21 protein-coding genes and 1 riboswitch are annotated in these 23,352 nt (G+C 39.7%); of the genes, 19 read left to right on the top strand and 2 right to left on the bottom strand.

Annotated elements, in window-relative coordinates; all coding sequences use genetic code 11:
- Positions 1-50 precede the first annotated feature (50 nt).
- Positions 51-154, top strand: a riboswitch (SAM riboswitch).
- A gap of 50 nt (positions 155-204) precedes the next feature.
- The 5 genes from ML462_RS01375 (at position 205) to ML462_RS01355 (ending at position 7,043) form a co-directional block, all read left to right on the top strand.
- Complete coding sequence (locus tag ML462_RS01375; RefSeq protein WP_240711938.1) at positions 205-1,245, top strand: homocysteine S-methyltransferase family protein; 1,041 nt, start codon at positions 205-207, stop codon at positions 1,243-1,245.
- Positions 1,246-1,310: 65 nt separating this feature from the next.
- Complete coding sequence (metH, locus tag ML462_RS01370; RefSeq protein ID WP_240711937.1) at positions 1,311-4,022, top strand: methionine synthase; 2,712 nt, start codon at positions 1,311-1,313, stop codon at positions 4,020-4,022.
- Between the two features lie 155 nt (positions 4,023-4,177).
- Positions 4,178-5,131: a methylenetetrahydrofolate reductase [NAD(P)H] gene (gene metF, locus ML462_RS01365; RefSeq protein ID WP_240711936.1), complete on the top strand. Its 954-nt coding sequence runs from the start codon at positions 4,178-4,180 to the stop codon at positions 5,129-5,131.
- Between the two features lie 62 nt (positions 5,132-5,193).
- On the top strand, positions 5,194-6,297 hold the full coding sequence (locus tag ML462_RS01360) for an acyloxyacyl hydrolase (RefSeq protein ID WP_240711935.1): 1,104 nt from the start codon (positions 5,194-5,196) through the stop codon (positions 6,295-6,297).
- Positions 6,294-7,043, top strand: a complete 750-nt coding sequence (locus ML462_RS01355; protein WP_240711934.1) for a head GIN domain-containing protein — start codon at positions 6,294-6,296, stop codon at positions 7,041-7,043. Before ML462_RS01360 ends, ML462_RS01355 begins: the two co-directional genes overlap by 4 nt.
- Before the next feature lie 106 nt (positions 7,044-7,149).
- Here the strand turns inward: ML462_RS01355 and gldA are convergent, their stop codons facing one another.
- Positions 7,150-8,070, bottom strand: a complete 921-nt coding sequence (gldA, locus tag ML462_RS01350) for a gliding motility-associated ABC transporter ATP-binding subunit GldA (RefSeq protein WP_240711933.1) — start codon at positions 8,068-8,070, stop codon at positions 7,150-7,152.
- Positions 8,071-8,418: 348 nt separating this feature from the next.
- Between gldA and ML462_RS01345 the strand changes: the two genes are divergently transcribed.
- From ML462_RS01345 to ML462_RS01280, 14 genes are all read left to right on the top strand, one after another.
- Positions 8,419-9,246 (top strand): prephenate dehydratase, encoded by an 828-nt coding sequence (locus tag ML462_RS01345; protein WP_240711932.1) that lies wholly within the window; start codon positions 8,419-8,421, stop codon positions 9,244-9,246.
- Positions 9,243-10,388 (top strand): pyridoxal phosphate-dependent aminotransferase, encoded by a 1,146-nt coding sequence (locus ML462_RS01340; protein ID WP_240711931.1) that lies wholly within the window; start codon positions 9,243-9,245, stop codon positions 10,386-10,388. Before ML462_RS01345 ends, ML462_RS01340 begins: the two co-directional genes overlap by 4 nt.
- Positions 10,385-11,269 carry a prephenate dehydrogenase gene (locus ML462_RS01335; RefSeq protein ID WP_240711930.1) on the top strand — a complete coding sequence of 295 codons (885 nt, stop codon included), beginning with the start codon at positions 10,385-10,387 and terminating at the stop codon, positions 11,267-11,269. Before ML462_RS01340 ends, ML462_RS01335 begins: the two co-directional genes overlap by 4 nt.
- Positions 11,259-12,347, top strand: coding sequence for a bifunctional 3-deoxy-7-phosphoheptulonate synthase/chorismate mutase type II (locus tag ML462_RS01330; protein WP_240711929.1), 1,089 nt, complete (start codon positions 11,259-11,261; stop codon positions 12,345-12,347). Before ML462_RS01335 ends, ML462_RS01330 begins: the two co-directional genes overlap by 11 nt.
- A gap of 99 nt (positions 12,348-12,446) precedes the next feature.
- Positions 12,447-13,394, top strand: coding sequence for a ribosome small subunit-dependent GTPase A (gene rsgA, locus ML462_RS01325; RefSeq protein WP_240711928.1), 948 nt, complete (start codon positions 12,447-12,449; stop codon positions 13,392-13,394).
- Positions 13,394-13,846, top strand: coding sequence for a D-aminoacyl-tRNA deacylase (dtd, locus tag ML462_RS01320; RefSeq protein ID WP_240711927.1), 453 nt, complete (start codon positions 13,394-13,396; stop codon positions 13,844-13,846). Before rsgA ends, dtd begins: the two co-directional genes overlap by 1 nt.
- 52 nt (positions 13,847-13,898) lie before the next feature.
- Positions 13,899-15,815: a DUF3857 domain-containing protein gene (locus ML462_RS01315; protein ID WP_240711926.1), complete on the top strand. Its 1,917-nt coding sequence runs from the start codon at positions 13,899-13,901 to the stop codon at positions 15,813-15,815.
- A 1-nt stretch (position 15,816) separates the two neighbouring features.
- Positions 15,817-17,868, top strand: coding sequence for a transglutaminase family protein (locus tag ML462_RS01310; protein WP_240711925.1), 2,052 nt, complete (start codon positions 15,817-15,819; stop codon positions 17,866-17,868).
- A complete protein-coding gene (locus ML462_RS01305) occupies positions 17,834-18,160 on the top strand; it encodes a nucleotide pyrophosphohydrolase (RefSeq protein WP_240711924.1) in 327 nt (108 codons plus the stop codon). Before ML462_RS01310 ends, ML462_RS01305 begins: the two co-directional genes overlap by 35 nt.
- Positions 18,160-18,414 (top strand): hypothetical protein, encoded by a 255-nt coding sequence (locus ML462_RS01300; protein ID WP_240711923.1) that lies wholly within the window; start codon positions 18,160-18,162, stop codon positions 18,412-18,414. The genes ML462_RS01305 and ML462_RS01300 overlap by 1 nt, the downstream gene beginning before the upstream one ends.
- 29 nt (positions 18,415-18,443) lie before the next feature.
- Positions 18,444-19,670 carry a 3-phosphoshikimate 1-carboxyvinyltransferase gene (gene aroA / locus ML462_RS01295; RefSeq protein ID WP_240711922.1) on the top strand — a complete coding sequence of 409 codons (1,227 nt, stop codon included), beginning with the start codon at positions 18,444-18,446 and terminating at the stop codon, positions 19,668-19,670.
- Between the two features lie 81 nt (positions 19,671-19,751).
- Positions 19,752-20,801, top strand: coding sequence for a tRNA preQ1(34) S-adenosylmethionine ribosyltransferase-isomerase QueA (gene queA / locus ML462_RS01290; protein WP_240712903.1), 1,050 nt, complete (start codon positions 19,752-19,754; stop codon positions 20,799-20,801).
- 116 nt (positions 20,802-20,917) lie between these two features.
- A complete protein-coding gene (gene rlmN / locus ML462_RS01285; protein ID WP_240711921.1) occupies positions 20,918-21,961 on the top strand; it encodes a dual-specificity RNA methyltransferase RlmN in 1,044 nt (347 codons plus the stop codon).
- Between the two features lie 58 nt (positions 21,962-22,019).
- Complete coding sequence (locus ML462_RS01280) at positions 22,020-22,997, top strand: polyprenyl synthetase family protein (protein WP_240711920.1); 978 nt, start codon at positions 22,020-22,022, stop codon at positions 22,995-22,997.
- A gap of 134 nt (positions 22,998-23,131) precedes the next feature.
- Here the strand turns inward: ML462_RS01280 and ML462_RS01275 are convergent, their stop codons facing one another.
- Positions 23,132-23,347 carry a hypothetical protein gene (locus ML462_RS01275; protein ID WP_341481564.1) on the bottom strand — a complete coding sequence of 72 codons (216 nt, stop codon included), beginning with the start codon at positions 23,345-23,347 and terminating at the stop codon, positions 23,132-23,134.
- Positions 23,348-23,352 lie beyond the last annotated feature (5 nt).

The following is a 23,352-nucleotide window of genomic DNA, read 5'->3' as shown; positions in this document are numbered from 1 at the left end:
TTAGGAGCAGCATAGCTATATTTGCGCAATAAGTTCATTGTTTACAACTTTCGTTATCAAGAAAGGTTGAGGGATTAGACCCTGTGAAACCTTAGCAACCCTCCTTTGGAGAAGGTGCTACATTCTACTGCGCCCTGGCGTGGATAGATAACATTAGACTTCATTTTTGTCTTCCTTTTTTGATAGCGATTTATTTACAAGATCATGTCAAAAATTGAAGAGTTACTCTCACAAAAAATATTAATATTAGATGGTGCCATGGGGACCATGCTTCAGGAATATAAATTTTCTGAAGAGGATTTCCGCGGAAAACGTTTTGCCGACTGGCCGGTTTCTCTAAAAGGGAATAACGACCTGCTGTCTATTACGCAGCCCGAAGCCATTGCCACTATTCATCGTAAATATTTCGAAGCCGGAGCCGATATTGTGGAAACCAATACTTTCTCCGGAACTACCATTGCTATGGCCGATTATCAAATGGAAGAGCTCGTTTATGAGTTGAATTATGAGTCGGCCAGGATCGCCAAAAAAGTTGCTGAAGAAGTTACAGCTGAAGATCCTGAAAAGCCAAGATTCGTTGCCGGGGCAATGGGACCTACCAACAAAACGGCCAGTATGAGCCCTGACGTGAATGATCCCGGTTTTCGTGCCATTTCATTTGAAGAATTGAAAGTGGCTTACAAGCAGCAGGCAAAAGCATTGATAGATGGTGGAGTAGATGTACTTTTAGTAGAAACGGTATTTGATACCCTGAATGCCAAGGCAGCACTTTTTGCAATTGACGAATTGAAGGAAGAATTGAATGTTGATATTCCGGTAATGGTAAGCGGAACGATTACCGATGCTTCCGGAAGAACGCTTTCCGGCCAGACCGCCGAAGCTTTTTTGATCTCGATTTCTCATATTCCTCTTTTAAGCATTGGTTTTAACTGCGCTTTGGGAGCCAAACAATTGACTCCCCACCTGGAAGCAGTAGCCAGAAATACCGAATTTGGTGTTTCAGCCTATCCCAACGCCGGACTCCCGAATGCCTTTGGTGAATACGATCAGGATGCTCAGGAGATGTCCAATCAAATCAAGGAATATCTGGAAAAAGGCCTGGTAAATATCCTGGGCGGTTGCTGCGGAACCACTCCATCTCACATACAAGCGATCGCGGAAATTGCCAAAGAGTATAAACCGCGTGAAATTAAATTTCAACGTCATGCTGAACTCGTTTCAGCATCTCAAACAACCAATAATTAAGAATTATAAAAAGGAGACTCTGAATCTCCCGAATTTTCGGGACAAGGTGACGAAAAATATAGAATATGAGTACAGCAAGTACAGATATAGTTGATAAGCAAAAGGAGATCAGACCCTTAAAATTATCTGGACTGGAACCTCTGGTGATCACTCCTGAAAGCAATTTCATAAATGTTGGGGAACGAACCAACGTGGCCGGCTCCCGCAAATTTTTGCGATTGATCAAGGAGGAGAAATATGATGAGGCTCTTGAAGTTGCCAGGGAACAGGTAGAAAATGGAGCGCAGATCATTGATGTGAATATGGATGACGGCCTTATTGAAGGCAAGGAAGCCATGGTTAAATTCCTGAATCTCGTAGTGGCAGAACCTGATATTGCCAGGGTTCCTATCATGATAGATAGTTCCAAATGGGAAATTATTGAAGCTGGTCTGCAAGTGGTGCAGGGAAAATGTGTAGTGAATTCTATCAGTTTAAAGGAAGGGGAAGAAGAATTTATAAGTCATGCGAAAAAGATCAGGCGTTATGGAGCGGCTGTGATCGTAATGGCATTTGATGAGGTTGGCCAGGCAGATAATTATGAGAGACGAATTGAGATCGCAAAAAGGTCTTATGATATTTTGGTCAATCAAGTGAAATTCCCTCCTGAGGATATCATTTTTGACCTTAATATTTTTCCGGTTGGTACAGGAATGGACGAGCATAGGAGAAATGCGATAGATTTTATTGAAGGAACACGTTGGGTAAAAGAGAATCTACCGCATTGTAGTATTAGCGGTGGTGTAAGCAATGTTTCCTTTTCTTTCAGAGGAAATAATCCGGTACGGGAAGCTATGCATTCCGTATTCCTCTTTCATGCCATCAAAGCAGGGATGAACATTGGGATCGTGAATCCTTCCATGCTGGAAGTTTATGATGAGATCCCGAAAGATCTGCTGGAGCATGTGGAAGATGTGATCCTGGATCGTCGTGATGACGCTACCGAGCGTTTACTGGCTTTTGCAGAAAATGTTGTAGGGACTAAAAAAGAAAATAAAGTTGATCTATCCTGGAGGGAAAATCAGTTGCAGGAAAGGATCACCCATGCACTTGTAAAAGGAATCGACGCCTATATTCTGGAAGATATCGAGCAGGCCCGTATAGAATCTGAAAAACCGCTGGATGTGATCGAAGGTCCGCTTATGATAGGAATGAACGTGGTTGGTGATCTCTTTGGAAGCGGGAAAATGTTCCTGCCACAGGTGGTGAAGTCGGCAAGGGTAATGAAAAAGGCCGTGGCACATTTGTTACCATATATCGAAGCTGATAAATCGAATAAAAGACAATCGGCAGGGAAAGTATTGATGGCCACAGTAAAAGGTGATGTGCATGATATTGGTAAAAATATCGTGAGCGTAGTACTTGGATGTAATAATTATGAGATCATTGACCTTGGGGTGATGGTGCCGCCGGAAAAGATCATTGAAACTGCCAAAAAAGAGAATGTGGATGTGATAGGCCTTAGCGGACTAATTACTCCGTCATTGGATGAGATGGTTTTCCTGGCCAAGGAAATGCAGCGTCAGGATTTTTCTGTTCCCCTTTTAATTGGTGGCGCAACCACTTCCAAAGCACATACGGCGGTGAAGATCGATCCGCAATATAAACATGCGGTGGCGCATGTAAATGATGCATCCCGGGCGGTAACCGTAGTTGGTGATCTTTTAAAGGAAAGCACCAGGGAGAAATATAAGAACGAGCTAAAGGTTCAGTATGACGAATTCCGAAAGAATTTTGGAAAAAGAAGTAAGATCAAGTCTTTCCTGAGTATCGAGGAAGCCCGGAAAAATAAATTTCAGATCGATTGGAAAAATACACAGATCACTAGGCCTGCTGAATTAGGAATCCAGGTGATCGAGGATTTTGACCTGAATAAACTGGTTGATTATATAGACTGGAGTCCGTTTTTTAGAAGCTGGGATCTGCATGGCAGATATCCGGATATTCTGAAGGACGAGAACGTAGGCGAGCAGGCACAGATCTTATTTGACGATGCACAGGTTTTACTTCAGCGAATTCTGGATGAAAAGTTACTGAAGGCGAAAGCGATCTTTGGATTGTTCGAAGCAAATACGATCAATCATGATGATATCGAAGTAAAATATCAGGTAGAATCTACGGAGAAAACAGCGATTTTCAGGACACTTAGGCAGCAACTAAAGAAACACGACGATCAGCCCAATTTTGCCCTTTCAGATTTTATTGCACCAAAAGAAACCGGCATCCAGGATCATATAGGTTGTTTTTGCGTGACTACCGGATTTGGAACCCAGGAATTGGCAGCGAAATTTGAGAAAAATCATGACGATTATAATTCAATTATGATCAAAGCGCTTGCCGATCGTCTGGCAGAAGCTTTTGCTGAATTTCTTCATAAGGAGGTGAGAACGCAACATTGGGGTTATGCTTCAGATGAAAGTTTGAGTAATGAAGAGTTGATTAAGGAAGCCTACAAAGGAATTCGTCCGGCTCCAGGTTATCCGGCCTGTCCAGATCATCTGGAAAAATTGACCATTTGGGATATTCTTAAAGTAAAAGAAAGAATAGGAGTAGAGCTTACCGAAAGCCTGGCCATGTGGCCAGCCGCCAGTGTAAGTGGTTATTATTTTGCGAATCCGGAAGCCAGGTATTTCGGACTTGGAAAAATAAAGGAAGACCAGGTAAAGGATTATGCGGAACGAAAGGATATCAGTTTGGAGAAGGCTGAGAAATGGCTGAATCCGAATATTGCAGATTAGAATCGAAAAATTGAGACCTCACAGGTTTTCAAAACCTGTGAGGTCTGTTAATACCGCGTTAGGGATTGCAGCGGCATCCCCCGATCTAAATCGGGGATACAGCGGAAAGCCCGGCCCGCAGGGCAACGCCCAGATAAAAAGATAGAATTTAAAAAATGAAAGTTACAGAGCACATCGAAAAAGCAAATGGGAGAACACTGTTTTCCTTCGAGATCATCCCGCCCAAAAAAGGAAAGAATATCCAGGAACTTTATGATAATATAGATCCTTTGATGGAATTCAATCCTCCGTTTATAGATGTGACCACCTCACGTGAGGAATATGTGTATGTAGACCGGGACGGACTCCTGGATAGAAAGATCACCAGGATGAGGCCCGGCACCGTAGGTATTTGCGCTGCCATTAAGCATAAATACAATGTAGATACGGTTCCGCACGTGCTCTGTGGAGGCTTCTCTAAAGAGGAGACGGAATATCTGCTGGTAGACTGTCATTATTTAGGAATTGAAAATGTCATGGCTCTGCGTGGTGACGCCATGAGTCATCAAAAATATTTTGAACCTTCCAATGGTGGTCACCATTACGCCTGTGACCTGGTAAAGCAAATTCAGGACCTAAACAAGGGTAAATATTTACATGATGTGATCGAAGCCGATGATAAAGCAGATTTTTGTGTAGGTGTGGCTGGATATCCAGAAAAACATATTGAAGCCCCATCTTTAAAGTCTGATCTCAAAAGACTAAAGGAGAAAGTAGAGGCCGGGGCAAACTATGTGGTTACACAAATGTTCTTTGATAATTCCAAATACTTTGCCTTTGTTGAAGCAGCTCGCCAGGCTGGTATCAATGTACCCATAATACCGGGAATTAAACCTATTGCCATTTCCAGACACCTACAAATGTTACCTCAGGTTTTTAAGATTGACCTACCTGAATCTTTAATTTCCGAAGTTGAAAAATGTAAAAACAATAAAGAAGTAAGACAGGTAGGAATAGAATGGTGTATTCAGCAATCTAAAGAATTAATGGAGGGAGGGGCTCCGGTACTTCATTATTACTCCATGGGGAAAAGCAGCAATATCGAGAAGATCGCCAGGAAGGTATTTTAATTTTATTCAAGACTGAAAACTTCCAGCCATTATTTTCGTAAATATGTTAGATTTGCTAGCCTATGACGAGAATTGCCCCATTCCTGCTGCTTCTTTGCAGTTTTATTTCCTTTGGTCAGGATGAGAAACCAGAAAAATATTATTCATTTGATGCGAATTATTTTTATGGTACTATCATGGAACACAATCCTGATATAGCTCACCTGATCACAGACCATCCCAACGGATTCCTTTTAAGCTTCAACCGGAAGACGTATGGACTGGAAAAATGGGAAAGCAGGTATAATTATCCAGATTTTGGATATTCTTTCATTTACCAAAATATGAAGAATACCTATCTGGGTGAGAATTATTCTGTTTATGGGCATTTCAGTTTTTATGCCCTGAAAAGGTTACTGATGTTCAGGATAGGGCAGGGAATTGCCTATACCACCAATCCTTATGACCCCGATACCAATTTTATCAATAATGCCTATGGAACCCGGCTTTTAAGTTCAACTTACTTAATGGGCAATATTAAAAAAGAGAACATAATCGGAGGCCTGGGGGTAAATGCTGGGGTTACCATCATTCATTATTCGAACGCAGATACGGGTTCGCCAAATCATAGCACCAATACGTTCACCTTAAACTTTGGTTTAAATTATATTTTGGATCATAATAATCAACCAGATTATATCCCTCGGGGTGAAAAAGAGAAATATACCGAGCCATTTCATTATAACTTTTCTGTAAGAAGCGGATTCAATACCTCAGGAGTCGTAGGTTCACCAAGGCTACCATTTCTCACAATCTCTGCCTATGCAGATAAGGTTTTGAATAGGAAAAGTACCTTGCAAGGAGGTGCAGAGCTATTCTTTTCCAGATCACTGGAGGAATTTATAGATTATAAAGCGGCAGCATTTCCGCAACAGGGGGGTACCGGGGAGGAAGATGCCAAACGTGTAGGTATTTTTGTGGGACATCAGCTTACATTTAATAAAATGTCGCTTATTACCCAACTGGGATATTATGTTTATTATCCATACTCCGAATATGTAGAGCAGGTATATAACCGGGTTGGGCTTCAGAGGAAGATTAGTGAAAACTGGTGGGGCTCGGTAACAGTAAGGTCACACGGAGCGAATGCGGAAGCAGTTGAATTTTCATTAGGATATAGATTATGAGGAAGCTAATTATTATAGTGACGATTTTAGGGTTTTTTGGATGTGATTCTGAAGATGCTGGTAATTGTATTCAGACTGCCGGAACCATTATTCAGAAAGAAATAGAAGTAGAGGAGTTTTCCGGGATCGTTCTTAATGACAAGATTAAGCTTTTTATTGAACAGGGACCGGAACAAAAAATACTAGTAGAAAGTGGCGAAAATCTCCTGAATGAAATTAGTATTGCAGTTAATGATGGGCAGCTAATCCTTCAGAACGAGAACCGCTGTAATTTTTTCAGGGAATACGGAATCACCAAAGTATATGTAACTGTTCCAGATCTTACCTATTTGCGTCATGCCGGGAATATTCCATTGGAAAGTATCGGGACTTTAAATTTTGAAGAACTATGGCTGGTGTCTGAAAACCAGGCCAGGGATCCCGAGATTCATACCAACGGAGATTTTAGGTTGGATTTAAATGTGCAAAACCTTCGTATTACCAGTGATAATTATTCACATTTCTTTCTTTCGGGAAAAGTTGAGAATTTCAATGGATTTTTTGCCGCAGGGGATAGTCGTTTGGAAGCACGAGATTTGATCGTTCAACATTATGATCTTTTTCACAGAGGAACCAATAAATTGATCGTGAATCCTCAACAAAGTTTAAAGGGAGATATTTTTAGTTATGGAGATATCATATCGGTGAACCGGCCGCCTGAGGTGGATATCGAGGAACATTTTAAAGGAAAACTTATTTTTGAATGAGTCTAGGTTTTGGAAATTTACTTCAACGTCAAGCTGAACTTGGTTCAGCTTCTAATTACAAAGATGCTGAAGTAAATTCAGCATGACTTTCTTTTTTTACCTAGGTTTATCTAGTGGAGGTCAATTCAGCAAAAAGGCTTTCCAGGTTTTTGGTTTTCTGATTGAGCTGAAGTGTTTTCAATCCATTATCGTGGGCGAAATCAAAAACAGCAGGGCGCATATCTTTTTTTGAATCGAAAACCAGTTCATAGGAGAATCCGCCGGTATTTTTTGCCGAAACCAGATTTGGAATTTCCTGAAGGGCGATCTCCTCGATGCGGTAATCGAATTCTACGAAAATCACCTGTTCATTCTCCTCGCGAAGGTCTTTAAGCTTTCTATCGGCAACAATTTTACCTTTATTTATGATGATAACACGGTCACAGATCGCCTCTACTTCCTGCATAATATGGGTAGAAAGAAATACCGTCTTACCGGGTCGTCCATCAGGTTGATCTTTTCCAATATTCCTGATTAGGGACCTTATTTCCACCAGTTGATTCGGATCAAGCCCCGTGGTGGGTTCATCAAGGATCAATACCGCCGGATCATGCAAAAGTGCTGCAGCTAGTCCAACGCGTTGGCGATAACCTTTGGAAAGCTGGTCTATCTTTTTATTTGCTTCAGGGCTAAGACCGGTAAGTTTGATGACTTCTTCTACTCTGGACTTATTCATTTTATATACCGAAGCATTGAATCTTAGATATTCTCTAACGAACATTTCAGTATATAGAGGGTTATGCTCGGGCAGGTAGCCTATCTGTGCCTGAATTTCAGCAATCTGATTGGTCAGGTTAAACCCACTAACTTCAGCAGTTCCTTCATCGGGCTGAAGATAACCGGTGAGTATTTTCATCAAGGTAGATTTACCTGCACCGTTTGGTCCCAGGAACCCAACGATCTCACCCGGAGAAATTTTAAAACTAACTTCATCCAGTGCTTTCTGGCTTCCGAAGTGCTTAGATATGTTATTAACTGATATAGACATAAGCTCAATTTCAAAATTAGGAATAATTAATCAGGCAGGTCACTGAAAATAATTCAAAATTTCAACGGATTAGATGTAGGATAAATTGTATTCAATATTAAAACCTCTGGTATTTTCTGAATTTCAAAAAAATATAAATTTTGAAGATAAAATATTTTGAAAATAAAATTTAAACACTACTTTAGTCATTCATTAATTATCGAAATGACAAGCTTAATCAACTGGAACGCATTCTATTATTTTTATTTCTATACCAGAGATAGGATCGGGAATGCTATATGATTAACTAAACATAAAATTATATAAAAGTCTCGATCTAAGATCGGGACTTTTTTTATTGATAGCTATATGAATAAAAAAGTCGGAATTCAGGGTATTAAAGGTTCTTTCCATCATCTGGTAGCGATGGATTACTACCATAGAGGCATAGATGTGATGGAACATATGTCTTTCCATGAACTGGCCCAGAAGCTTGCCGCGAAAGAAACCGATGTAGCGGTTATGGCTATCGAAAATAGTATCGCCGGTTCCATCCTGCCTAATTATGCGTTAATCAATGAATATGGGTTGAGCATTGTTGGGGAGTATTATACCCCGGTGAATATGAACCTGATGGCTTTGAAAGGGCAGAAGATAGAGGATATTAAGAAGGTCTTTTCCCATCCCATGGCCTTGCTGCAGTGCAAGGAATTCTTTAAAAAACATCCTCATATCAAACTAATTGAAGATGCTGATACGGCCGAGGCTGCCAAAAGGATAGCCAGAGAAGGAAAGATGAAAGTCGCCGCGGTGGCGAGTCCGGCAGCGGCAGAATTATATGGCCTGGAAATTCTTGCTAAAGAGATTCATACTATAAAAAGTAATGCTACCAGGTTTTTGATCCTGGGAACTGAAAGGCAGAAACCGAACGGAGAAAAACTGGATAAGGCATCTCTTAAGTTCGATCTAAAAAGTGAGCGGGGAAGCCTGGTTTCAGTATTGAATATTTTAAGGGACTGTTACCTTGATATGACCAAGATACAGTCGCTTCCTATTATCGACGAACCCTGGAAATATTCATTTTTTGTTGATGTGGTCTTCGAAAGGCATGAAGATTTTGAAAAGGCAATTGACGTTTTAAAATTAATGACCGAGGAATTAAAAGTCCTGGGTGTCTATAAAAATAATCTGGTATGATAACGGCAAAAAGACTTGATACCGTTCAGGAATACTACTTTTCGCAGAAGCTAAGGGAAGTTGCTGAGCTGAGAAAAAAAGGAAGACCTATAATAAATCTGGGAATTGGCAGTCCAGATCTTGCTCCGCCAAAAGAAGTGGTGGAAGCCTTGAATTCAGCTCTTTCTTCTAATGGAGCACATCAATATCAGCCTTATAAAGGAATTCCTGAATTAAGACATGCCATTGCCGGGTTTTACAAAAAATTCTATAAGCTGCGACTGGACCCGGAATCTGAAATTCTTCCGTTAATGGGAAGTAAAGAAGGGATCATGCACATTTCCATGACCTTTTTAAACCCGGGAGATCAGGTTTTATTACCAAATCCGGGTTATCCTACTTATAGCTCGGTAAGTAAACTGCTGGATGCTACCGAACGCAGTTATGCACTCAAGCCAGAAAATAACTGGCTTCCAGATCTTGAAAAACTTGCGTCTGAAGACCTTAGCAAAGTGAAATTAATGTGGGTAAATTATCCGCATATGCCTACCGGAACGGTTGCCCCCGAAAGCTTTTTCGCCGAATTGACAGAGTTTGCTGAAAAGCATAATATCCTGGTGGTAAATGATAATCCTTACAGTTTTATTCAGAATGAAAATCCAAAAAGTATACTTCAAAAAGACGGCTTGAGTGATTATGTTATGGAATTGAATTCCCTTAGCAAGAGTTTCAATATGGCCGGCTGGAGAGTAGGAATGCTTACCGGAAGTCAGAAGAATATCAATTCTGTTTTAAAGGTAAAATCGAATATGGACTCCGGGATGTTCTACCCGGTACAGGCAGGAGCAGTGGAAGCACTTAAATTATCTGGTTCCTGGTTTAATGAGCAGAACAAGATATATGCTGAAAGAAAAAAGAAAATTCTGGAACTGGTTTCAGCATTGAACTGTGAGGTTAGTGAAGATCAGGTGGGGCTATTTGTTTGGGCCAGGACCCCTGCAGGGAAAACTTCAGAAGATATAGTGGATGACTTGCTTTATAATAAAGATGTATTTATTGCGCCAGGTTTCATTTTTGGATCACAGGGAGAGGGCTATGTTCGCTTTTCTCTTTGCGCAAATGAAGAGGTGATAGATGAAGCTTTAAAAAGAATTAAGAAATGAAAGTATTTGTAATTGGTATAGGATTGATAGGTGGCTCCTTCGCCCTGGACCTGAAATCGGTTTTGAAAAAGGTCGAGGTCTTCGGGATCGATAGAAGCGAGGATCATCTTGATAAAGCCCTGGAATTGGGATTGATAGATCATAAAGCGAATTTTGAAGATCTTGATAAAGCAGACCTGGTCTACCTGGCAATTCCCGTGGATTCATCCCTGGAAGTTTTACCAAAGGTACTGGACCAGGTGAACGATAATTGTGTGGTGACAGATGCCGGTTCTACTAAAGAGCATTTATGTAGAGGGATCGCAGATCATCCGAAAAGAAGAAATTTCCTGGCAGGTCACCCAATTTCGGGAACAGAGTTTTCAGGACCTACTGCGGCGATTCATGGCTTATTCAGAAATAAGACCAATATCATCTGCGAGGTAGAAAAAACAGCATTTAAGCTTCAGGAAAGGGCATTGGAGATTTTTCAGGCAATTGGGATGAGAATTAGGTATATGGATCCTGTATCCCATGACCGGCATATCGCATATGTTTCTCATTTGTCTCATATCAGTTCATTCATGCTTGGGAAAACGGTATTGGAAAAGGAGAAGAACGAAAGGGATATTTTCGACCTGGCCGGCAGTGGATTTGAGTCGACCGTAAGACTGGCAAAAAGTTCCCCGGCCATGTGGACTCCAATTTTCAGCCTTAATAAAAAGAACGTGATGGAAACCCTGGATGAATATATTTCAAATTTGAAGCATTTCAGAAAACTGATGGAAGAAGACAATTTTGAAGAAGTGTTCAGTGAAATGGAAAGAACAAACCATATTAGAGAAGTACTAAACGGAATAAATCAAAACGACGAATTTAAAATAGTGGAAAATGGAAAATAAAAAAGAACTCAGAACATGGTTGGATGATTTCGGATTGTCACATCCCCTGGTAATTGCAGGACCCTGCAGTGCCGAAACAGAAGAACAGGTATTAACAATCGCTCACCAGTTAAAAGATAGTGACGCTACGGTTCTAAGAGCCGGGATCTGGAAACCCAGAACCAGGCCGGGTAATTTTGAAGGTGTTGGAGCCCTTGGACTGAAATGGCTTCAGAAAGCGAAAGAGGAAACCGGAATGCTAACCACTACCGAGGTTGCCAATCCAAATCACGTGGACCTGGCTCTGAAACATGATGTTGATATTCTCTGGATAGGAGCAAGGACTACAGTTTCTCCATTTATCGTTCAGGAGATCGCGGAAGCTTTAAAAGGAACAAATAAGATCGTTTTGGTGAAGAATCCTGTAAATCCAGATCTTTCTTTATGGTTAGGTGCTGTGGAAAGACTTTATACTGCTGATATCAATAAATTAGGAGTGATCCACCGTGGATTTTCAGCTTATGAAAAGACCGGTTACAGGAACAACCCGGAATGGCAGATACCAATCGAGCTTCAGAACAAATTTCCAGATCTTCCACTAATACTTGATCCTTCTCATATTGCGGGAAGAAGGGATATCATTTTCGACCTTTGTCAAACTGCGCTCGATCTTAATTACGACGGATTGATGGTAGAAACTCACCATACCCCAGATAAGGCCTGGAGCGATGCTGCGCAACAAATAACCCCTGAAACACTTATACAGATCATGCAGGATTTAAAAGTGAGAAAGGAAATTTCAGCAAGTGAAGAATTTCAGAATAAATTAGGCACCTTAAGATCAAAGATCGATATCACCGATAGCCAGATCTTGGAGATCCTTTCAAAGAGAATGAAGATCGCAGAAGAAATTGGAAAAGTGAAAAAAGATCAGAACGTGGCGATTTTGCAGACAAAGCGCTGGAATGAAATCCTTGGAAAAATGGTTCTGGAAGGTGAATCTAAAGGCCTGAGTGAAGAATTCGTTTTAAGAATGTTTAAGGCTATTCACCAGGAATCGATTAATCATCAGCAGAAAATCCTGGATGGAATTAGCTAGTTAAAAGCAAATTCATTCTACCGTGGTCTTATAAAATTATTCCTATAAATTTGCAATGCAATGAAATTCAGAATAGCCACTATGAACAATTTATCATAAATGCAGGGGACGGTTTATAAATCCACAGGGAGCTGGTATCAGGTAAAGACAGAAACCGGTGAATTCTACGAATGCAGAATAAAAGGTAAATTCAGGATACAGGGAATTAAAAGTACGAACCCTGTTGCCGTTGGCGACAGGGTTGTCTTTGATCTCGAAGAGGGTGTTGAAGGAAAGACCGGGGTGATCAAAAAGATACAGGAACGTGATAATTATATCATTCGAAGATCTGTAAACCTCTCTAAGCAGACACATATCATTGCGGCAAATATCGACCAGGTATTTCTTCTTATAACGCTTAATAATCCTCCAACACTTACAACTTTTATTGACCGTTTTTTGGTTACGGCCGAAGCCTATGATATAACTGCCGTTTTGCTTTTTAATAAGGTTGACACCTATACTCCAGAGGAGTTGGCAGAAGTTAAATATTTGGCCGAAATGTATCGTAGTGCCGGTTATGAATGTGTTGGCATCTCTGCTAAAAAGGGAAAGAATGTAGAGAAGGTGGAGGCTAAAATGATTGGAAAGACCAGTATGATCTCCGGGCATAGCGGTACCGGGAAATCTACACTCATCAATGCGATTGAGCCCAGCCTGGATCTAAAAACTTCGGAAATTTCAAGGCAACACAGTCAGGGGCAGCATACCACCACATTTGCTGAAATGTTCGATCTTAGTTTCGATGGCAGAATAATTGATACACCCGGGATCAAAGGTTTTGGCGTAGTAGATATGGATCGAGAAGAAATTGGTGATTATTTCCCTGAATTTTTTGAAAGAAAGCAGGATTGTAAATTTCATAATTGCCTTCATTTGAATGAACCAAAGTGTGCGGTAAAAGATGCTCTGGAAGAAGGTGAGATCGCCTGGTCCAGGTATAAGAGTTATTTGCAGATGATGGAAGGAGAAGACGATAATTATAGAATAGATCAATATCAGAAATAATGCGAGCAGTTATTCAAAGGGTTTCAGAAGCATCAGTAATGGTAGACCACAGGGTATGCGCAGTTATGCAGCATGGATTGTTGATTTTCTTAGGGATCGAGGAAGAGGACAATGAGGAGGATATGGATTGGCTGTGCCGGAAGATCATCAATATGAGGATCTTTAACGATGAAGACGAGGTAATGAACAACTCCTTAAAAGATGTTGATGGAGATGCGATTATTGTAAGTCAGTTTACCTTGCATGCCAGTACCAAAAAAGGAAATCGTCCCAGCTATATTAAAGCCGCCAAACCTGAAATTGCTGAACCAATGTATTTGAAATTCATTGCTAAATTTCAAAAAGAATTAGGTAAGGACGTTGGTGCTGGAAAATTTGGTGCCGACATGAAAGTTAGCCTATTAAATGATGGTCCGGTTACAATTTTACTAGATTCTAAAAACAAACGTTAAAAAACGTTAATTTTTTATATATTGCGCTAAATATTTAAGTCAGCCTCCCGGAATGCGCAATTTTTTTATTGTTTGTTTCCTTGGCATTTTTTCTACCCTACACAGCCAGGAAACTTATAAGGTTTCAGATATAAACCTAAAAATGCTTCTCAACGCTAATGCCGTTGTGCGTGAGCATCATATCGAAATAGAAATAAAGGACATCGATGATGTCGAAATCTCCACTACCAGGGTGATTACCGTGCTTAATGAAGCAGGGGAAACCTTTATAAATGCCTATGAAAATTATGATGATGGTCATCCAATTCTAGACCAGGAAGCTATAATTTTTAATTCTAAGGGTGAGGAAATAAAGAAGTTTAAGAAGCGGGATTTTACCTCAAAAAGTAATTTTCAGAACTTTGTTCTCTTTTCAGATAACCGGGTGAGTCATATGAATTACACACCCAGGGACTATCCATATACGGTTAAATATACTTCCAGAGTTCGAACCATTAATTCCATTTTTTTACCGGACTGGTGGCCTGTTGAGGGTTATAAGGTAAGCGTGGAAAATTCATCATATAGGATCTTAAATGAAACAGAAGTACCTATAAGGTTCAGTGAAAGAAATCTAGATGGTCTTGAAGTTGTCTCAGAAAATTCAGAATTTGATTTGAACTACTCTGCGAAGAATATAATGGCAAGAAGCCATGAGCAGTTTAGTCCTCATTTCCGGGAATCTGCCCCCCGTGTCCTTGTTGCCCTGGATAGATACCATCTGGAAGGCATATCGGGAGAATCTAATAATTGGCAGGACTTCGGGAAATGGCAGTATGAGAATCTCGTAAATGGCCAGGGTGAATTGACGGAAGAGGTGGTTAGCCGGGTTTCAGAATTGACCAAAGATGCCGCATCAGTGGAAGACAAGGCCAGGATAATTTATAGATACGTACAGGAAAATACAAGGTATATCGCTGTGATGTTGGGTATAGGAGGCTGGAAACCCTATACGGCTCAGGAAGTTGATAGGTTAGGTTACGGTGATTGTAAAGGTCTTACCAATTATACCAGGGCTTTGCTGGCCAGCCAGGGAATCGATTCAGATTATACCGTGATCTATGGCGGAAACAAAAGAGATATAGATCCTGACTTTACGAAAATGCAGGGAAATCATGTAATTCTAAGCGTTCCCAGGGATGGTGAGGAAGATATCTGGTTAGAGTGTACCAGTCAGGACGCACCATTCAATTACCTGGGTGATTTTACAGATGACAGGTTTGCTTTGAAAATAAAACCTGAAGGCGGAGAAATTGTAAGAACGAAAAAATATTCTGCAGAAGATAATTTAAGAACTACTGCCGCCAATATAACAATTACTGAAACTGGCGGATTCCAGGCTGATCTCGAAAGAAAAAGTTACGGTGTTCCTTATGGCGATATTTACCCTTTGGAATTACAAACCGAAAATGTGAAAAAGAACTTTTACAGGGAAAATTGGCCACGCTTTCACAATGTCGAAATCGATTCTATTCAGCTTAAGAACGATAAAGAAAAGATCGAATTTACAGAGAAAGTTGTCTTTAAGGCAGACAGGTTATGTAGTAAGGCCGGAGAGAGACTATTGATTCCATTGAATTTTATAGATGCGCTCGATTTCAGCCTTGAAGAAGATAAGAAGAGAGTTAATAACATTAAAATATACCGTGGAAAATCTTTCAGGGACACGTTTAAGTATGAACTACCGGAAGGATTTATGGTGGAAGCTTTACCTAAAGGAAATGAGATAACTACAGAATTCGGACACATGCTTTTCAATGTTAATGTAGAGGAAGGTGAAGAAGGAAAAGTGATAGTTGTAGAGAGGTTTCTAAAAATTGAGGAAGGAAACTGGAGCCCGGACAAATTTGAAAATTACAGAAATTTTATAACCCAAATTCATAACCTAAGCAATCAAAAAGCTGTGATTGTTCCTGAAAATAAAGCTTAATATGCATAGATCAATTTTATTTTTTTCGGTCCTAATTTTTTGCCTGTTCCAAGCTCGCGGGCAGAATTATAAATTCGGTAAAGTTTCCGAAGATGAAGTTCTGCAAAAGGAACATCCCATAAAGAAAGATGCTAACGCAGCTTTGTTATACAGGGACCAGAAAGTTTATTACGATTTTGATAAACAGAATGGGTTTACCGTGGTTACAGAAATCCATGAACGAGTGAAAATTTATAGTAAGGAAGGTTTCGATCGAGCCACCAAAGAGATCAGCTTATATGTTGGGAGCTCAGATGAAGAAGAGGCGTCAAGAATAAAAGGATATACCTATAATATTGTTGATGGGAAACTGGAAGAAGAAAAATTGAGGAACGATGAAATATTTGAGGAAGAAAAGACCAAACGACGAAATATAACCAAATTTACCATGCCTGCGGTGAAAGAGGGGAGCGTTATTGAGTATTCATATACAGTTAAATCGCCTTTTACAGCTACGATAGGAAGAACTCCACTTCAATATGACATACCGATAGACAGGCTTGAGCTGGAAGTGCAGATTCCTGAGTTTTTCACTTATAGTAAATACTTTAATATAAAATCTCTTCTGGATTTCAACCTTGAGGAAAGCCAGGATAGTTTTACCTATAATTACATCACTACCACTCGCAGTGGGAGCAATGTAGTGACCAGTAAAACCACTCATAACGACATAAAATATATGTTGAATACGTATAAAATTGAAAGAGATGATATCCCAGCTTTAAAAATTGAACCTCATGTAGATAATCTTCATAATTATGCTGCCTTTATCGATTGGGAATTGATGTTTACCAAATTTCCTAATTCTACGGTAGAAAACTATTCTGAAACCTGGGAAGGTGTGGCTAAATCTATATACAATGACCTTGGAATCGAGAAAGAAATAGACCGGGATAATTTCTATGATGATGATCTGGACCAAATAATTCATGGCCTTTCAGATCCAATGATGAAGGCAAGGAAAATTTATGCCTTCGTGAAAAGCAAAGTAAAGTGGAACGATTATTTTGGATTTTATCCAGATAATGGCACCAAAGAAGCCTATAAAGAAGGTTCAGGAAATATTGGTGATATTAACCTGCTATTGGTATCAATGCTTAAGTATGCAAATCTGGAAGCACATCCTGTGCTTTTAAGTACTCCGTCTAATGGAGTTCCACTTTTCCCTACCAGGGACGGGTTTAATTATGTGATTGCCGGGCTTGAACTAGACGGGCAGGTAATATTGATGGATGCCTCCGATCCTAAAGCAGGAATAGGGGAGCTTCCGAAAAGAGCCAGGAACTGGCAGGGTAGAATTATCAAGGAGCAGGGAAGATCTGGATGGGTTAATCTTATGCCAAATTACCAGTCTGAGAATTTTACAAGGATGAACGTAAAGTTCGATGGAACCAATGCCCAGGGCTGGAACTTAAAATCTTATAAAGGGCTTTTTGCGAAAGATTTCAGAGCAAAAAGATCTAATTCTGAAACAGATTATAAGGTGGAAGACAGGTTGAAAAGATTTACAGATTTCAGTATTAGCGAGCATATCATTGAGAATGAGAATGAACTAGGAGAAGAAATAACAGAGAAATTTGATTTTGAAATAAATTCTGCGGCAGAGGTAATTGGTGATAAAGTATACCTTAAACCTATGCTATTCGAAGGATTGGACGAAAACCCTTTCAAACAGAACGAAAGAAGTTATCCAGTATATCTGGATTATCCAGAATTGCACAATTATTCTATCAATATATTATTACCTGAAGGATACCAGATTGTTTCTATACCAGAAAGCACTCATGTTAAGCTTGGTGGAGATGCAGGTGAGTTTAAATTTATCGTGAACGGGGCTGGGAATGTTATTAGGGTTTCCTCTACCATCAGTTTAAAAAAGCCTTTCTTTCTTGCGGAAGAATATGATTTCCTGAAAAAGTTTTATGCTAATATTATAAAAAAACACAGCGAAGCTATAGTTTTGGAGAAAACAATCGACAATGGATATAGCGAACGCGCAGAAAGCGGTAGATAACTGGATAAAGGAACATGGGGTTCGTTACTTTAATGAGTTAACCAACATGGCTCAGCTTACTGAAGAAGTTGGTGAGGTTGCCCGAATCATTGCTCGCAGGTACGGAGAGCAAAGTGAAAAAGAAAGCGATAAGAACAAGGATCTGGGCGAAGAACTTGCAGATGTGATTTTTGTGGTTCTCTGCCTTGCGAACCAAACCGGGGTTGACCTTGAAGAGGCCTTTAATCGTAAACTTGATATCAAGACCCGGAGAGATAAAGACAGACATAAGAATAACGAAAAGCTGAAATAATGAAATTCAAAGCCATTATCTCACAACGGTCTTTCTGGAAATCGGTATTCTGGCTGGGCCTATCTTTTCTTATTCTTTACAATGTGATCACTATTTTCTTTGAATACGGAGAATTTGCCTTCACCAGGTTTATAGCAGAAAGAACCAGAGATGGTAAATTGTTAAGATTCATTATTGGTCAATTACTCGCTTCATTTTTATATGGATTTATTTTAGCATTCGGACAGTTTCGGGGAAAGGAAAAGAAAGATTAATTTAGCAGTTCATTCCTTTAATTTTCGAGATGACCCTATCCTTATTAAACACTCAGAAAGAAAGTAAAGCCAACCTTAAGATCACCGGTTCTAAAAGTGAATCGAACAGGTTGCTTATTCTACAGGCTTTATACCAGAATATCGAAATTGAAAACCTTTCCAATAGTGATGATACGGTTGTATTGAAAAAGGCTCTTGATAAAGGGAATGGGCTAATTGATATACATCACGCCGGTACTGCTATGAGATTTCTAACGGCATATTTTGCATCTAAAGAAGGTTGCGAAGTAGAGATTACAGGTAGTAAAAGAATGAAGGAAAGGCCAATTAGACTATTGGTAGATGCATTGCAAAGAATGGGAGCCGATATTCAGTATAAAAATGAAGTAGGTTATCCGCCTTTGATCATTAAAGGAAAAAAACTTCATGTAGACTCAGTTAGGCTGAAGGCCAATATCAGCAGTCAGTATATTTCTGCATTAATGTTGATTGGAGCTTCCCTGCCGAAGGGTCTTGAGATCATTCTTGAAGGGCAAATCACTTCAACGCCCTATATTTTAATGACCCTGGAAATTCTTAAGCAGGCTGGAATAAAAGGTAGCTTTAAAGATGACCGTATCTTTATTGAACCAACCAAGGAAGTTAAACCAGTTAAGATCGCGGTAGAGTCAGACTGGAGTTCGGCTTCCTATTTTTACAGTATAGCTGCCATTGCCGAAAAAGCTGAAATAAAATTATCAAATTACCGTAAGGAAAGCCGCCAGGGGGATTCATGTCTTGCCGAGATCTATAAAAGTTTTGGGGTGAAGACACAGTATGGTGATAATACTATCATTTTAACGAAGGAAAAAAAGCAACGTTCTTTTAGGATCTATGAAGATCTTAGAAATTCCCCTGATATCGCTCAAACGATTGCCGTTACTTGTCTCGCTTTGGGAATGGAATGTAAACTCGATGGCTTACATACTCTAAAGATCAAGGAAACCGACAGGCTGCAGGCATTAAAGAACGAAATGGAGAAATTCGGTGCTAAGGTAAAGATCACAGAAGATTGCTTATTGCTTTTGCCGGTAGGATCTCTAAAATCTGAAGTGTCTGTAAAAACCTATAATGATCACCGAATGGCTATGGCTTTCGCACCATTGGGTCTAAAAACAAGTCTATCGATTTTAGAAGCAGAGGTAGTATCAAAATCTTACCCAGATTTTTGGAAAGATCTTAATAAACTGGGGTTCGAATCAAAAGAAATTATTTAATTTTTAAATAAGTAGGCATTTACTTGACAACGCCTATGTTGAGATTGTATATTTGCAGCCTTTAAAACAGGAACTATGGGAATGAAACTTTCAAACTTCAATTTTGAACTGCCTAAAGAACTTTTAGCCGAATATCCGTCTGAGAACAGGGATGAAGCAAGGTTAATGGTTCTAAACCGAAAAGAGCAGACGATTGAACATAAAAAATTCAAAGATCTAATCGACTATTTTGAACCAGAAGATGTAATGGTTCTTAATAACACCAAAGTTTTTCCTGCCAGGTTATACGGTAACAAAGAAAAGACTGGTGCGAGGATTGAAGTTTTCCTACTAAGAGAATTGAACCCTGAAACCAAATTATGGGATGTACTTGTAGATCCTGCTAGAAAAATTAGAATCGGGAATAAGCTTTATTTTGGTGAAGATGAAAGTCTTGTAGCCGAGGTGATCGATAATACAACTTCCAGAGGTAGAACTTTGAGGTTCCTGTATGACGGATCTTATACCGATTTCAGAAAAAAGCTTAAGGAATTAGGTCAGACTCCACTTCCAAAATACATCAAAAGAGATGTAGAGCCGGAAGATGAAGATAGATATCAAACCATTTATGCTAAGAATGAAGGTGCTGTAGCAGCTCCAACAGCCGGTCTTCACTTCTCAAAGCACTTATTGAAGAGACTTGAGATCAAAGGTGTAGATTTTGCTGAGGTTACCCTTCACGTTGGCTTAGGTACCTTTAGCCCGGTTGAGGTTGAGGATCTTAGCAAGCATAAAATGGATAGTGAAGAAGCATTTATTGAAAAAAATGCAACCAATGTGATCAATAAGGCAAAGCAGGAAAAACGTAAAGTTTGTGCTGTGGGTACAACGGTTATGAGAGTTCTGGAAAGTGCGGTGTCTTCAGACCAGACCCTGAATGAATTCGGAGGATGGACCAACAAGTTCATATTCCCTCCTTACGATTTCAATATCGCCAACTGTATGATCACTAACTTCCATACACCAAAATCTACCTTGTTAATGATGGTTTCTGCATTCGCGGGTCATGACTTCATGAAGAAGGCCTATGAGGAAGCGGTTAAGGAAAAATACAGATTCTATACTTATGGAGATGCAATGTTGATCTTGTAGTCAGCATTTTTAATATATAAAGGCCATAAGCTGAATTTTCGGTTTATGGCCTTTTTTGTAAGTTATCCATATTTAAAGGACTGAAGCATTCGGTTTTAACTTTGTAATTTAGCAGCGTGAAGGATAAAAAGAAAGACATACGGGCATTGACCAAACAGCAACTTCAGGACTTTTTTGTTTCTGAAGGAGATAAATCCTTTCGTGGAACCCAGGTCTATGAGTGGTTATGGAATAAAGCGGCCCATTCTTTTGACGATATGACCAATATATCTAAGGAGACCAGGCAAATGCTGAAAGATAATTTCGTGATCAATCATATTAGGGTAGATCGAATGCAGCGAAGTAGTGACGGAACGATTAAAAATGCCGTAAAACTCCATGATACCCTCACCGTTGAATCTGTTTTGATACCTACGAAAACGAGAACTACGGCCTGTGTTTCCTCCCAGGTTGGATGTAGTCTTGATTGTCAGTTCTGCGCCACTGCGAAGCTAAAAAGGATGAGAAATCTTAATCCAGACGAGATCTACGATCAGGTTGTAGCAATCGATAATGAAAGCCGGCTTTATTTTGATCGTCCACTTTCTAATATCGTTTTTATGGGAATGGGTGAGCCATTGATGAATTACAATAACGTAATGAAAGCGGTAGATAAGATCACTTCACCTGAGGGCCTCGGCATGTCTCCGAAACGAATTACCATTTCTACTTCTGGTGTTCCGAAAATGATCAAAAAGCTGGCAGATGACGAAGCGAAGATCAAACTTGCAGTTTCCTTGCATTCGGCTAGGAATGAGGTTAGGACTACTATCATGCCTTTTAATGAGACCTTTCCACTAGAAGATCTTAGAGAGTCCCTGGAATACTGGTATTCTAAAACTAAGAGCAGGATTACCTATGAGTACATCGTCTGGAAAGATATTAATGATACTCGCGAGGATGCCCAGGCTCTTGTTAAATTCTGTAAATATGTTCCTTGCAAGGTGAATCTTATTGAGTATAATCCTATTGATGACGGGAATTTTCAACAGGCAACTTCACAGGCTACAGATATGTATCAAAATATGCTGGAGCGCAACGGGATCACCGTAACGGTAAGGCGTTCAAGAGGTAAGGATATAGATGCTGCATGTGGACAACTTGCTAATAAATCGGCATAAAGTCCTTGATTATTTATACGGATTTCCTTCGGTATAAATATGTATATTTACGGCCTTTATGAAGGTTATTTCCCAAATAAAACTTCCCGTGGAAAAAGAGATGGAACTTTTTGAGAAAAAGTTCTTCGAGTCCATGTCTTCCAAAGTTGCCCTTTTAAATCGTATTACCCACTACATTGTTAATCGTAAGGGTAAGCAAATGCGGCCAATGTTTGTTTTTCTCGTGGCCAAAATGGTTTCTGAGGGAAGCGTAAATGAAAGAACCTATCGCGGAGCTTCGGTTATTGAATTAATTCATACAGCCACTCTGGTACATGATGATGTTGTAGATGATTCTAACCGTAGAAGGGGGTTTTTCAGTATCAATGCCTTATGGAAAAATAAGATCGCAGTTTTAGTTGGTGATTACCTTCTTTCCAAAGGACTTTTACTATCTATAGATAATAATGATTTCGATCTATTAAAGATAATCTCAGTTGCGGTCAAGGAAATGAGCGAAGGAGAACTTCTTCAAATAGAGAAGGCCAGAAGGCTGGATATTACTGAAGCTGTTTACTATGATATAATCAGGCAAAAGACGGCAACGCTAATTGCTGCTTGTTGTAGCCTTGGGGCAGCATCTGTTAAGCCGGGCAGCGACGAGATCGCGAGGATGAGAAGGTTTGGAGAGCTTATTGGAATGGCTTTTCAAATAAAAGACGACTTATTTGATTATGGTACTGAAAAGATCGGGAAACCTACGGGCATCGATATCAAAGAGCAGAAAATGACCCTTCCACTAATCTACACCCTGAATAATGTTTCTAAAAAGGAGCGTAGCTGGTTGATAAATTCAGTGAAGAATCATAATAAGGATCGCGGAAGAGTTAAAGAAGTCATTGAATTCGTAAGAAAGAATGGAGGCCTGGATTATGCGGTGAAGCGAATGAAGGAGTTTCAGAGGGAAGCCCTGCTTATCCTGGAAGATTATCCAAAATCTGATTATCGTGACAGTCTGGAACTTATGGTTAATTACGTGATAGAGCGTAAAAAATAGATCCTCAAGAATTATTTAGGTAAGGCCAATTTTAAATTATAGCTTTTGAAGAGCTTTTATAACGTTTCTACTTAAAATAAGATATAAAAAAAAGCCATTCGGAAGAATGGCTTTTTTTTATAAGAAAAAAAGAATTACATGTTGTCGTCAGTTTCATTAACTTCTTCCTGTACTTCTTCTTCCATTTCGTTTTCAGCATTCTCAGCTGCATTTTCTACGTCCTGTCCAGCTTCTTCGATTTCATTTCCAGCTTCTTCAGCCGCGTTTTCTACATCTTCACCCATAGATTCTACAGCATCTTCGGTTTTTTCTTCAGTAGTTTCTCTACAAGAGTAGATTGAAAGAGACATTGTTG

The sequence above is a fragment of the Christiangramia lutea genome, assembly GCF_022489035.1.
Classification (GTDB): Bacteria; Bacteroidota; Bacteroidia; order Flavobacteriales; family Flavobacteriaceae; genus Christiangramia; species Christiangramia lutea.
Note: the sequence above shows the minus strand (reverse complement) of the source record. Positions and strands in the feature narration are given on the sequence as shown.